Source organism: Methylobacterium sp. DB0501 (assembly GCF_011043735.1).
Classification (GTDB): domain Bacteria; phylum Pseudomonadota; class Alphaproteobacteria; order Rhizobiales; family Beijerinckiaceae; genus Methylobacterium; species Methylobacterium alsaeris.
The window spans coordinates 137,968-150,206 of sequence record NZ_JAAKGV010000001.1 but is presented as its reverse complement, the minus strand read 5'-3'; the positions used below and the strand labels follow the sequence as shown (position 1 = coordinate 150,206).

Below are 12,239 nucleotides of genomic sequence, written 5' to 3'. Positions count from 1 at the left end.
GGCGCGCACTCGCGCCGCGGCCCGATCGGCTGTAGATACCCGCCCGATTTCCTTCTTCACGTCCCGGCAAGGGTGGCATGCTGGTTCAGCTCGCGATCCGCGACATCGTCCTGATCGATAAGCTCGAGCTGAACTTTCGCGAAGGCCTGAGCGTCCTGACCGGGGAAACCGGCGCCGGCAAGTCGATCCTCCTCGATGCCTTCACGCTGGCGCTCGGCGGGCGCGGCGACGGGCGGCTGGTCCGCCAGGGCGAGGCGCAGGGGCAGGTGACGGCGGTGTTCGAGGTGCCGGCCGACCATCCGGCCCGGAGCATCGCTGCGGCCTCCGACATCGACACCGAGGGCGACCTGATCCTGCGGCGCATCCAGGTCGCGGACGGGCGCACCCGCGCCTTCGTCAACGACCAGGCGGTCGGCGTGCAGGTGCTGCGCGCCATCGGGGCGGCGCTCGTCGAGATCCACGGCCAGCACGACGACCGGGCCCTGTCGGATTCGACGACCCACCGGGCGATCCTCGATGCCTTCGGCGGGCTCGGATCGCGCCAGGTCGCGGTCGCCGAGGCGGCGCGCCGGGTGCGCCAGGCCCGTACCGCGCTGTCCGAGCACCGCGCCCGGGTCGAGGCGGCGCGCAAGGAGGTCGATTTCCTGCGCCACGCCGTCGAGGAGCTCGCCGCCCTCGACCCGAAGCCCGGCGAGGAGACCGAGCTCGCCGAGCGCCGCACTGCGATGCAGCAGGGCGAGAAGGTCGCCCGCGAGCTCAACGAGGCCCTCGATGCCGTCGCCGGCCAGGGCTCGCCGACCGCGCATCTCTCGGCGGCCCTGCGCAAGCTGGAGCGCCGCGCCGCCCAGGCACCGAGCCTGGTCGAGCCGAGCATCAACGCCCTGGACAACGCCCTCGTCGCCCTCGACGAGGCCCGCACCAGCCTGGAGGACGCGCTCCAGGCGGCGGAATTCGATCCGCGCGAACTGGAGCGGGTCGAGGAGCGCCTGTTCGGCCTGCGCGCCGCCGCCCGCAAGTACAACGTCGCGGTCGACGACCTCGCGGCGCTCCGCCAGCGCTACGAGGGCGACGTCGCGGTGATCGATGCCGGCGAGGAAGCGCTCGGCCGGCTCGAGGCCGCCCTCGCCACCGCCGACGCGGCCTATCTCGAGAAGGCGGAAGCGCTGAGCAAGGGCCGGCGCAAGGCGGCGGCCGCCCTCGACAAGGCGGTGCAGGCCGAGCTGCCGCCGCTGAAGCTGGAGCGCGCCCGCTTCATCACCGAGATCGCCACCGATCCGGAGGCCCGCGACCCGGCAGGCCTCGACCGGGTCGAGTTCTGGGCCCAGACCAACCCGGGCACGCGGCCGGGTCCGATGATGAAAGTGGCATCGGGCGGCGAACTGTCGCGCTTCATGCTCGCCCTCAAGGTGGTGCTGGCCGACAAGGGTTCGGCCCCGACGCTGATCTTCGACGAGATCGATACCGGCGTCGGCGGCGCGGTGGCGGACGCGATCGGCGCCCGCCTCGCCCGGCTCTCGGCCCGGGTCCAGACCGTCGCCGTCACCCACGCCCCGCAGGTCGCGGCCCGCGCCACGACCCATTTCCTGATCGCCAAGGAGGCGGTGAAGGGCTCGGACCGGGTCGCCACCCGGGTCAAGCCGCTCGCCGCGGTGCCGCGCCAGGAGGAGATCGCCCGCATGCTCGCCGGCGCCACGGTGACCGAGGAGGCCCGCGCCGCCGCGGCCCGGCTGCTGCAGGCGGCCGAGGTCTGAGCGCCGTGCGCCAAGGCGGCACGCCTCTCGACAGGCGTTTCTGTATGGTTAAGTTATAAAGACGATTCGCGGGACGGTCGTGCCCGATCCCGGCATGGTGAACAAACAGAAAATTTTAACTCTTTCTTTACCATATCCCGTGAGACTGTTCGTCTAAGGCGCGGATCGGCCTTCCCTCGGATCCGCGCGATGTCACGGGGCCAGCGGTCCGATGAAACAGGAAGTGAGTGCGTCCCGGGATTCCCTCCAGGATCCGACCATGCCGGCAATCTGCGTCGAGGCGCAGCATCGGCTGGGACGGACGCTGCGCTCGCTCTACGAGCGCACGGTGGACGGGCAACCCATCCCCCTCGATCAGGTCGATCTGCTGCTGCGGCTGCGCCACCGCGAGCGTGAGCTGCAGCGTCAGCGCTGATCGTCCAGCGAAGCGCACGCGTCATGTGAGATTCATGTAGGATTTCTGACGCCCCGCCGCAGCGGCGGAGCGAGCCTGACCGGACGCGAGATCGGCGATCCCGCGCCCTGCCGGACTTCGACGAGGGAAGCCGGCAGGGGAGGGCGGTGCTCAGCGCCGCCGACGGTCGCGCACCCGCACCGGAACGAGGGCCGGGGCCTGCGCCCGCGAGCCCGCCAGGGCGAGAGCACCGGCGAGACCGAGCGCTGCGACGATCCCGGCGACGACCATCGGCGAGGCCGTGAGAAGACCCGCCACCAGCAGGGCGAGCAGCGCGAGGCCGGCACGCGGGGCATTGGAACGGATCATCTCTTAACCCTCCATCCAGACGCCGGTGAGAACGTACGGCGCGAAACCGGAGTTCCGCGCGGCCCCCGTCACCGGCCGTCACATGAATGTGGGGTGTCCGACCCGGTTGCGCCACCTGCGACAAACCGGAACCCAAAGTCAGGCTTGACGTTGTCTGACCACGATCGGCCGCGGGCCGAGAGATCAGACTGAGGGGTCGCGCCATGCTGGGTTGGGCTGTCACTTTCCTCGTCGTGGCCCTGGTGGCCGCGCTGTTCGGGTTCGGCGGCATCGCCGGTACAGCCGTCGAGGCGGCCAAGCTCGTCTTCTTCGTCGCCGTCGTGCTGTTCGCGATCTCGGCCGTGGTCGGCCTGATGCGGGGCCGCTCGCCGACGCTCTGACGACGAGGCTGCAAGAACGATGAAACTGTACGAGCGTTCTCACAGATAGATCTCGCTCGGAGGTTTCGTCACGCGATCCGGCGCCGCTCCTCCCGTGAGGGGCGGCGTCATCGTCGTCCTGAAAACCCGTGTTCAAGCGGACTCGTCCTGAGTGTGACGGTCCTGGGCGTGACCGTCACTCGTCCGCCGCCGAGTCAGTCGCCAGCGGTGGTCCGGCCGCGCTGCGCTCCAGCTCGGCGAGCAGGTCGACGAACCGGTCGGGAATGGGCTGCTGCATCAGTTCGTCGTACATGGCGCGCAGGTGCGAGCCGATCCGCCCCTGGACGTCGCGGTCGAGCGCGGGTTGCCCGGGCCCGGCGGGGTCGTCCTCGTCTCCGGACGCCTGCGGCCCCTGTCCGCCCGGACCCCGCATCCCCTTGCCATCGATCATGCCATTCCCCTTCGCCCGTCCTGGACATGCGGACAGGGCGATGCCATGGCGCCCGGTATGCCGGGTCGCGCGCTTGCGGCGACAACGCGTAGCGGCGGAGTCAGTTCCGCAGCGCACCGGAACGAATGCGCCGGCAAGGCGTTGAGCACTCGAGGGCCGCCGCGCGCAACGACAACACCAAGGGGACCTGAATGTCGACAGCACAACTCGTAGTGCAGCACCTGCCGTACCTGCGTCGCTACGCGCGCGCCCTCACGGGTAGCCAGGTGGCGGGCGACGCCTACGTGGCCGCGACGCTCGAGACGCTCGTGAACGAGCCCGAGACCCTCGGGCGCAGCACCAACGTCAAGGCCGATCTGTTCCGCGTCTTCACCCGGATCTGGAATTCGCTCTCGGTCAACGGCCAGACCGAGCAGGCGCAGCACGACCTGCCGGCCGAGGTGCGCCTGGGCCAGATCACGCCGTTGCCGCGCCAGGCCTTCCTGCTCTCCTGCCTCGAAGGCTTCTCCGAGGAGGACGCCGCGACCATCCTGGGCGTCGACGTCTCGGAGGTCCGCGATCTCGTCGACGAGGCCGGCCGCGAGCTCGCCGCCGACATGGCGACCGAGATCCTCATCATCGAGGACGAGCCGCTGATCGCCATGGACCTCGAGGCCCTGGTCGAAGGGCTAGGCCACAACGTCACGGGCGTCGCCCGCACCCGCACCGAGGCGGTCAAGCTCGCCTCGACCAAGCGCCCTGGCCTGATCCTCGCCGACATCCAGCTCGCCGACGGCTCCTCGGGCCTCGATGCGGTCAACGACCTGCTGAAGTCGTTCGAGGTGCCGGTGATCTTCATCACCGCCTATCCGGAACGCTTCCTCACCGGCGAGCGGCCCGAGCCGGCCTTCCTGATCGCCAAGCCGTTCCAGCCCGCCAACGTCTCGGCGGTGATCAGCCAGGCGCTGTTCTTCCAGCAGAGCGCCCGCCGCCGCGAGGCCCGCGCTACCGCTTGAGGTCGTCCTTGACGACCTTGCGTGAAGGTTGACGCGAAGTCCCGGGCCCGCCGACGAGGTGGGTGCCGGGACTTCGTCGTTCTGGGGTCGGGATTCTGTCTCAGGCCGGGCGGCGTCACGCGAAGACGGGTCGGTGCAAGAGGAGGGCGGGGAAGCCTCTCCTCCCTGCGAGAGCGGGGAATGTCCGGCGATCACTATGGACCGGGCTTTTCCCTGGATGGGGCCTCCCGGCCGCTGGCGGAGGGGGCTGCCCCTTTCCGCGCGCCGTGGGGTGGCCCGTTGCGGATCCCGGGTGACAGGCATCGCAGGCACGACCGCCGCACCCGGCCAGGGCAGCGCCCAGCCATCCGCCACCGGGTCGGCGTTTGCACCGGAATTCCAGAAGTGGGACCCGGCCGGGTGGCCGGGCGGACAAGCGACCCAAGACACCCTCGACTAGACTTGCCCCGACTGAAAAATCAGGCCGAAATACAAAAGAACGGGCCGGATCGGGATCCGGCCCGTTGAAAGAGTTTCCGGCCAATGCACAAGGGGAATGCGGGGAGGACCAGGTGGCCGGGTTGCCATATCAACGGGAATCCCGCCGGATTGGTTCCGCTCGGGGGTCGGCGCGATCCTATTTTGTTGCCTGTTGCGAAAATGCACCGATTGCGCGGGCCGCTGCCCGGCTTCGCCCCGGTTAACGGGAGGTTGACGGAGGGTGCGGCATTTGCCGCATGAACTGTCCCGCCAAGGCACGATCGTGGGAACGACTTGGCCCGGATATGCGTTAAGGAAGCATTCTCAAGCTTCGCCGCGAGGGCCACGCGTATGCTCCGCCCGCACTTCTTCTTCGGCATTACGGTTCCGGCCGCCCTCCTTGCCCTGGTCGGTCAGCCGCTGATCGAGCACTCCGTCGAGGCGTTCGCCGGTCCGGCCGGCGTCGAGCAGGCGGCGATCAAGGGCGATCATCGGAAGGGCGACCTCTTGACGCCGGTCCGCCCGGCCGTGAAGGCGCAGGTCCCGGTGGCGGTGGAGATCACCGGCCTCGGTGCCGCCAAGGTCACCCTGCGCAACGCCGCGGGCGACATCGTCTACCAGGCCGATACCACCCGCAACACGACCCTGGTCGCCCGTGACACGGCGCTGCCCCACGTCACGGTGCGCGAGCGCGCCGGCAGCCCGGTGGCGCAGCGCGAGCCCGCCCCTGCCGGCCAGACCGGGCGGCGGATGCTGGAAGGCTGCGAGGGCGCGATCAGCGGGCTCGCCGGCCACGAGGCCCGCCGCCTGCTGCCGAGCCGTTGCCTGGCCGATGCCGGCGACGTTCTCCCGTCCCGCCTCGCGACGCTCTGAGCAGACCCGCGTGGCAGGCTAACGCGTCGTCCGCTTAGATTTTTGTTTCGTCGCAGATTTTTGTCGCAGGGCGGGCAACCGCATTTGCGAAATCGTCTTGGGGCGCCACGCGGACCCCTTTCACAGGAAACGCACCATGATCGACCTGCGTGACTACGAGGCGCCGTCGCCCCAGCCGCTGCCGCCCGAGCGGGCCCACCGCGACAGCCACATCGAGCCGGATGTCGACCGGCTCGCGAGCCTGCTCGCCGGCGTCACCGCCGTGCGCCCGGTCGACGACGTGATCTGCGCGGCGCTGGCCCGGCGCAACCTCGTGGTCACCGCGCGGCCGCTCGCAGCCTGACGCGGATCACATCCCAGGGACCCGCGCCCCGGTACCGGCGCAGCGCAACGAGACACCCCGAGCGTCAAGGCGCCCGGGGTGTCTCGTTGCGTCCGATGGCGATGACGACGGCTCACGCTGATGCGCCGGAGGTGGGCTGAGCTCCCTCCGGCGCATGAGAGTAAGTCTCGAGTGGTCCGTGTCGGGCGGGCGCCCTACGGGCCGGGCGGAGGCCCGGTCACGCGGAGCGGGATCCCGGCAGGCGTGCGGGCCCGGCCGGATCGGCCTCTCACTCGTCGGTGGCGCGCCCGCTGCCCGACGCCTGTCCGCCCTTGCGGCCGGCCGACGAAGCCAGTTCGCGATCCTGCGAGAAGGACCGCTTCTCGGCCGGCACGCTGCGACCGCCCTTGCTGGCGATCTCGCGCTGGCGCTCCAGGTCCATGGACGCGAAGCCGCGCTTCGAAGTCGAATTTCCGGTAGCCATGATTGCCTCCTTGGCCGGTGTTCTCAGTCCGGACAACCTTCAGCGGAAATGATGGTTCCTGCCACGCATGCGGGTCGCCGTGCCGATATTCCCGAATCGGGGCAGTACAGGCGAACCCCTGCGACACTCCGCCGGCGCGGCGACTTGGCCTAACACCCTCTCCGCCGTGCGAAGCTTGTTCCTCCCTGCGTGAGGCCCGGCTTCCTCACCGTGCAAAGCTTGGCCGTGAGACCGGACCCGTCGCGCGGCGGCATTCCGCGTGGAACACCCTGCGCGGAACCCGGCCGGGACGCCGGCGTTCGCCCCTGGTTGCACGGCGGAGGCCTGCTTGCGGGCCGGGAGGGCCGTGGCACCCTCCGTCCGTCGCCCCCGATCTTCGCGGAGCTGCCGAATGACCAACAAGTCCATGGTGAGCCGCGAGGCCGCCGCCCATCCGGAGGCCGCGCCGGCGCCGAACCGCGGCCCGATGCCGCCGATGCCGGCCGAGGAGGGCAGCCCGCGCCCGACTACCACCGAGGAGCCGGGCGACTCGCCCCAGCCGAACCGCCAGTTCGGCGACGAGCCGATCGGCGGGCTGACCACCCGCAAGGATCATCCCCGCCGGGATTAAGCCGGTCGCGACCGGCAAACCCTGACGCTGCGGCGGTTTTCAGTCCCGCTCCGGCCCTCTACACAGGCAGGCGGGATCTGGGGCGGCGGACCATGAGCGGCGGAGCGGGAGCGGCGGAACGGACGGGCGGCGGCGTGGCCGGCGAGGCGCCGACCGTCGGGCGCGCCAGCCGCGCAGGGGGGAATCCGACCGGCCAAGAACGGACCGGCCAGGAACGGATCGGCCACGAGCCGGCGGGCCGGGAGCTGGCGACGGCCAAGACCGGCAACAGACCCGAGGGCGGCAACGACCCGGAGGCGGCCGACTCCTCCGGCGGCCTCGATCGCAGCCTGTTCCGCTACATCTGGCGCCACTCGAAGCGCGACCAGATCCTGATCTGCGCCGTCGTGCTGGCCTCGCTGCCGCTCTATTTCGCCTCCCTCGACCTGCCGCGCCGCATCGTCAACGAGGCGATCCAGGGACACGCCTTCGAGAAGGGCAACGAGACTGCCAAGTTCCTGATCCTGCGGCTGCAGGTGCCGGACTGGTTCGGCGGCGAGCGCCTGCTGTTCCCCGGCTTCGACGTCGACCGGTTCGAGCTTCTGTTCGGCCTCTCCTCGATGTTCCTGCTGCTGGTGCTGATCAACGGCGCCTTCAAGTACTGGATCAACGTGGCCAAGGGGGCGCTCGGCGAGCGCATGCTGCGGCGCCTGCGCTACCAGCTGTTCTCGCTGATCATGCGCTTCTCGCCGGATGCCCTGCGCCACACCAAGGCCTCCGAGGTCGCCACCATCATCCGCGACGAGGTCGAGCCGATCGGCGGCTTCATCGGCGACGCCTACATCCTGCCGGCCTTCCTGGGCACCCAGGCCGCCACCGCGATGACGTTCATCCTGCTCCAGAACGTCTGGCTCGGGTTGCTCGCCGCCGGGGTGGTGGGGGTGCAGTTCGTGGTGATCCCTCGCTTGCGGCGCGAATTGCTGCGCCTCGGGCGCCAGCGCCAGCTCGCCTCGCGCCGCCTCGCCGGCCGGGTCGGCGAGGTGGTGGACGGCATCGCGGCGGTGCATTCCAACGGGGCCGAGGCCTGGGAGCGGGCCGAGATCGGCCACCGCCTCGGCTCGCTGTTCGACCTGCGCCTGCGCATCTACCGGCGCAAGTTCATGGTCAAGTTCCTGAACAACCTGCTCGCGCAGATGACGCCGTTCCTGTTCTACTGCATCGGCGGCTATTTCGCGCTGAAGGGCCAGCTCAGCATCGGCCAGCTCGTCGCGGTGATCGCGGCCTATCGCGACCTGCCGCCGCCCTTGAAGGAGCTGATCGACTGGGATCAGCAGCGCCTCGACGTGCAGGTGAAGTACGAGCAGGTGCTGCAGCAATTCCTGCCCGAGCGCCTGCTCGGGCTCGACGCGCCCGGGCGCGACGAGTCGCTCTGCGGGCGCCTCGCCGTCGAGGGCGTCGGCGTGCAGGAGCCGCACGGGCCGGTGCTGACCAATGTCTCCCTCGCGCTGCCGCTCCCGTCCGTCATCGGCATCGTCAGCGACGGCGGTCCCGCCGCCTCGACCTTCGCCCGGGTGCTGGCGCGGCGGGCGACCCCGACCTCCGGCCGGGTCACCCTCGAGGACCACGACCTCGCCGAATGGTCGGGCGCCGCGCTCACCCGGCGCATCGCCTATGCGGGGGTCGACCCGATCCTGTTTCCGGGCTCGTTGCGCGAGAACATCGTGTACGGCCTCAACCGCCGGCCCCCCGAGACGGCCGAGACCGACGCCAAGGTCCTCGCCGAGGCCCGGCGCACCGGCAACCCGGTCGAGCCGTTCCCGGCCGACTGGACCGACTACGCCCAGGCCGGCGTCACGGATGCCGCCGCCCTCGACGCCCTGGTCCTCGACTGGCTCACCCGCATCGGCATGGGCGAGGAGGTCTACCGCTTCGGCCTCCTCGGCCAGGTCGATCCCGAGCGCCACGCCGACCTCGCCGCCCGGCTGATCGAGGCCCGGACCGCCTTCCGCGAGCGCCTCGCGGCCGAGGGGCACGCCCACCTCGTCGAGCCGTTCGATCCCGCCCGCTACAACCGCCAGGCGACGGTGGCCGAGAACCTGCTGTTCGGCGTGCCGACCACCACGGCGCTGACCGGCCGGGCGCTGGCCGAGCATCCGGTGGTGCGCCTCGTCCTCGACCGCACCGGGCTCGCCGACGACCTCGTCACCATGGGCGAGCGCATCGCCGCCACCATGCTGGAGATCTTCCGCGGCCTGCCGAGCGGGCATCCGCTGTTCGAGCAGTTCTCGTTCCTCTCCGCCGACGAATTGCCGGAATACGAGGCGATCCTCGCCCGCCGCACCGCCACCGAGGCCTCGGCCGAGCGCCACGGCACCTCGGCCTTCGAGCGGCTCCGGCGGCGCTGGATCGGCCTCGGCCGCTACGGCTCGGCCGACGCGACCCGGCTCATCGCCCTGCCGCTCGCCTATATCGAGCCGCGCCACCGCCTCGGCCTGATCGACGACGCCTTCCGCGAGCGGGTGGTCGAGGCACGGGGGCAGCTGCGCGCCGCCCTCGACGAGGCCGGGATGGGCGGCGTCGACTTCTACGTTCCCGACAAGGTCTGCGCCGCCGCGCCGCTGCGCGACAACCTGCTGTTCGGCCGCATCAACCAGTCGGTCGCCGACGCCGTCGAGACCGTGACGGCGACCGGCACCGCCCTCGTCCAGGAGATGCAGCTCGCCCCCGCCATCACCCGGGTCGGGCTCGACCATCAGGTCGGCCCGGAGGGGCGATTCCTGTCGAGCACCCAGCGGGCGGTGGTGAGCCTGGTCCGCGCCCTGATCCGCCGGCCGGACCTCCTCGTCCTCGACGGAGCCCTGTCGCCGCTCGGCGAGGCCCGCGCCCGCACGGTGCTGGGCCTGCTGCTGGAGCGGTTCGGCCGCGAGAACAGCCTCGTGGTGGTGCTGCCGAACGACCGCGTCGCCGACCGGTTCGAGCTGGTGCTGCGGGCCTCCGGCACCGCGATCCAGGGGCCCGAGCGGCCTCGAGGGCAGGCGGCGTCCCCCGGAGAGGCGGGGCCGGGGGCTGGCGTTGCGGGCCCGGCTGCGGCAGTCTCCGGGCACGCCGGGGGTGAGACGGGGCCGGAGCCGGCGCGCGTCGAGCAGGATGTGAAGGCATGACGCTTGAGACCGAGGTGCAGTCGCTGCGCCAAGTGCCGATGTTCCGCGAGGTGGATCCGGCCCGCCTGAAGCTGCTCGCCTTCACCAGCGAGCGGGTGCATTTCGCCGACGGCCAGCGCTTCTTCGACCGGGGCGACGCGGCGGACGCCGCCTACCTGATCCTGGAGGGGGAGGCCGCCGTCACCCTGGACGGGCCGCAGGGGCCGATCCGCCTGGCGCTGCTGGGCGCCAACGCCCTCGTCGGCGAGATGGGCATCCTGGCCGACCAGCCCCGCTCCGCCACCGTGACGGCCGTCACGCCGACGACGGCGCTCCGCATCGACCGCCGGGTCTTCCTGGAGCTCCTGAGCCAGTTCCCGCAGATCGCCATCGCGGTGATGCGCGAGCTCGCCCACCGCCTCGAGATGACGAACCAGCAGCTCGCGCAGATGCGGACGGGCTGACCACGCACCGGGATGATGAGGCGCGTCCGATCCAAGAGGCGCGCCCGCGACGAAGGGGGAAGACGCCATGGATCTCGGAGCCAGTTTGAGGGGCCGCCACGTCCTCGTCACCGGGGCCTCGGGCGGGCTCGGCGACCATTTCGCCCGGCTCTGCGCGTCGTGCGGTGCCGCCGTCACGGTGGCGGCGCGGCGCAAGGAGAAGCTCGACGCCCTGGTGCAGGACCTGCGCGCCGCCGGCGCTCCGCAGGCCCACGCCGTCTCCCTCGACGTCGCCGACGCGGAGTCGATCGCGGCCGCCTTCGCGGCCCTGCACGCCCTGCCGGACGTGGTGGTCAACAATGCCGGCATCGCCGAGGGCGGGGCGGCGATCGACCTCGACCTCGCCGCCTTCGACCGGGTGATCGACACCAATCTCCGCGGCGTCTGGGCGGTCTCGACCAGCGCCGCCCGCGCCTGGCGCGAGGCCGGGCGCGGCGGCGTCATCGTCAACGTCGCATCGATCCTCGGCCTGCGGGTGACGGGGGGCGTGGGGCCCTACACGGTGTCGAAGGCCGGCGTGGTGCAGATGACCCAGGCGCTCGGCCTCGAATGGGCCCGCTACGGCATTCGCGTCAATGCGCTGGCGCCCGGCTATATCGGCACCGACATCAACCGCGACTTCTTCGAGACGCCGCCCGGCCAGGCGATGCTCAAGCGCATCCCGATGCGCCGGCTGGGCCGGCCGGAGGATCTCGACGGGGCTTTCCTGCTGCTGGCCGGCGATGCGTCGGGGTGGATGACCGGGGCGACGGTGCCGGTGGATGGGGGGCATCTGGTTTCGGGGTTGTGAGGAAGGCCCCCGGAAGACCGCTCCCGGGGGGACATCACGCGTCGAGGCTCGGGCGGCTCGGCTTTGCTGGGGTCTGCTCTCGACCGATTGCAGACGAGCAGCCCCTTTGCCGGTAGAACGTCCTGCATGATGGAACACACGAGCATCCATGTGCAGCGCGCCGATCATGTCGGCTTCGCGGTCGGCTCCCTCGACGAGGCACTTCGGTTCTGGATCGATGGGCTCGGCGCACGCCTCGTGCGGACGGGCGAGATGGGGGGCGAGTTCCTCGGTCAGGTCACCGGAGCGCATGGGGCGACGGTGCGCCTGGCGATCGTTTCGCTGGCGGATCAGACGATCGAACTCCTGGAGTATCAGGGTCCGGACCGACCAAGCGTGCCAGCCAAGCCGTTCGACCCAGGCTTCGCGCATCTGGCCCTTGTGGTCGATGACATCGACGCGCTCCTGGTGCGGATCGCCGCCTACGGCTGGAAGGCGCAAGGCACGCCGCAACCGATCGCGAGCGGTGCGCGGGCTGGAACGCGGGTGATCTACGTTGTTGGTCCTGACGGCGCGACGATCGAGTTCATGCAGCCGCCAGCTCCGGCCAAGGATCACTGATCCCGCCGGGCGGGTGTCCGCTCCCCACCCGCAACAGACATTGGCAGTGTCGGTCTGATCGGGTTCGGGTCGTCGCCTACGTAACGCGTGGGCGAGACCGTTCTCCGCATTGCGTCAGCGAGCACGCAGTGCTCGCTGACGGCCAGCGTCGAGCCAGCGC

At 70.9% G+C, this 12,239-nt stretch carries 14 protein-coding genes; 11 read left to right on the top strand and 3 right to left on the bottom strand.

Annotation, left to right across the window (positions count from 1 at the left end; translation table 11 throughout):
- Nucleotides 1-77: 77 nt before the first annotated feature.
- The gene (gene recN, locus G4G93_RS00700; RefSeq protein ID WP_165080292.1) at nt 78-1,751 is read left to right on the top strand and encodes a DNA repair protein RecN; all 1,674 of its coding nucleotides are present in this window, start codon (nt 78-80) and stop codon (nt 1,749-1,751) included.
- 223 nt (nt 1,752-1,974) lie between these two features.
- A complete protein-coding gene (locus tag G4G93_RS00695) occupies nt 1,975-2,166 on the top strand; it encodes a hypothetical protein (RefSeq protein WP_246736537.1) in 192 nt (63 codons plus the stop codon).
- A 150-nt stretch (nt 2,167-2,316) separates the two neighbouring features.
- Here G4G93_RS00695 and G4G93_RS00690 read toward each other — a convergent pair whose 3' ends face one another.
- A complete protein-coding gene (locus tag G4G93_RS00690; RefSeq protein ID WP_165080288.1) occupies nt 2,317-2,514 on the bottom strand; it encodes a hypothetical protein in 198 nt (65 codons plus the stop codon).
- 203 nt (nt 2,515-2,717) lie between these two features.
- Here G4G93_RS00690 and G4G93_RS00685 point away from each other — a divergent pair, with 203 nt between their 5' ends.
- Entirely contained in the window at nt 2,718-2,894 is a 177-nt protein-coding gene (locus G4G93_RS00685) for a DUF1328 domain-containing protein (protein WP_165080287.1), read from the top strand.
- A 175-nt stretch (nt 2,895-3,069) separates the two neighbouring features.
- Here the strand turns inward: G4G93_RS00685 and G4G93_RS00680 are convergent, their stop codons facing one another.
- On the bottom strand, nt 3,070-3,324 hold the full coding sequence (locus G4G93_RS00680) for a NepR family anti-sigma factor (RefSeq protein ID WP_246736463.1): 255 nt from the start codon (nt 3,322-3,324) through the stop codon (nt 3,070-3,072).
- Nucleotides 3,325-3,515: 191 nt separating this feature from the next.
- Here G4G93_RS00680 and G4G93_RS00675 point away from each other — a divergent pair, with 191 nt between their 5' ends.
- From G4G93_RS00675 to G4G93_RS00665, 3 genes are all read left to right on the top strand, one after another.
- A complete protein-coding gene (locus G4G93_RS00675; RefSeq protein ID WP_139035034.1) occupies nt 3,516-4,319 on the top strand; it encodes a response regulator in 804 nt (267 codons plus the stop codon).
- 810 nt (nt 4,320-5,129) lie between these two features.
- A complete protein-coding gene (locus G4G93_RS00670) occupies nt 5,130-5,651 on the top strand; it encodes a hypothetical protein (RefSeq protein ID WP_165080285.1) in 522 nt (173 codons plus the stop codon).
- A gap of 136 nt (nt 5,652-5,787) precedes the next feature.
- On the top strand, nt 5,788-5,994 hold the full coding sequence (locus tag G4G93_RS00665; protein ID WP_165080282.1) for a hypothetical protein: 207 nt from the start codon (nt 5,788-5,790) through the stop codon (nt 5,992-5,994).
- A gap of 268 nt (nt 5,995-6,262) precedes the next feature.
- Here G4G93_RS00665 and G4G93_RS00660 read toward each other — a convergent pair whose 3' ends face one another.
- Nucleotides 6,263-6,457 (bottom strand): general stress protein, encoded by a 195-nt coding sequence (locus G4G93_RS00660; RefSeq protein WP_048429096.1) that lies wholly within the window; start codon nt 6,455-6,457, stop codon nt 6,263-6,265.
- A gap of 391 nt (nt 6,458-6,848) precedes the next feature.
- Here G4G93_RS00660 and G4G93_RS00655 point away from each other — a divergent pair, with 391 nt between their 5' ends.
- The 5 genes from G4G93_RS00655 to G4G93_RS00635 all read left to right on the top strand — a co-directional run bounded on the left by G4G93_RS00655 (nt 6,849) and on the right by G4G93_RS00635 (nt 12,079).
- Nucleotides 6,849-7,067 carry a hypothetical protein gene (locus G4G93_RS00655; protein ID WP_165080279.1) on the top strand — a complete coding sequence of 73 codons (219 nt, stop codon included), beginning with the start codon at nt 6,849-6,851 and terminating at the stop codon, nt 7,065-7,067.
- Between the two features lie 92 nt (nt 7,068-7,159).
- Nucleotides 7,160-10,207 carry an ABC transporter ATP-binding protein/permease gene (locus G4G93_RS00650; RefSeq protein WP_165080276.1) on the top strand — a complete coding sequence of 1,016 codons (3,048 nt, stop codon included), beginning with the start codon at nt 7,160-7,162 and terminating at the stop codon, nt 10,205-10,207.
- Complete coding sequence (locus G4G93_RS00645; protein ID WP_139035029.1) at nt 10,204-10,650, top strand: Crp/Fnr family transcriptional regulator; 447 nt, start codon at nt 10,204-10,206, stop codon at nt 10,648-10,650. Before G4G93_RS00650 ends, G4G93_RS00645 begins: the two co-directional genes overlap by 4 nt.
- Nucleotides 10,651-10,717: 67 nt before the next feature.
- Nucleotides 10,718-11,479: an SDR family NAD(P)-dependent oxidoreductase gene (locus G4G93_RS00640; protein WP_165080273.1), complete on the top strand. Its 762-nt coding sequence runs from the start codon at nt 10,718-10,720 to the stop codon at nt 11,477-11,479.
- A 126-nt stretch (nt 11,480-11,605) separates the two neighbouring features.
- Entirely contained in the window at nt 11,606-12,079 is a 474-nt protein-coding gene (locus tag G4G93_RS00635; protein ID WP_165080270.1) for a VOC family protein, read from the top strand.
- The last annotated feature ends 160 nt before the right edge of the window (nt 12,080-12,239 follow it).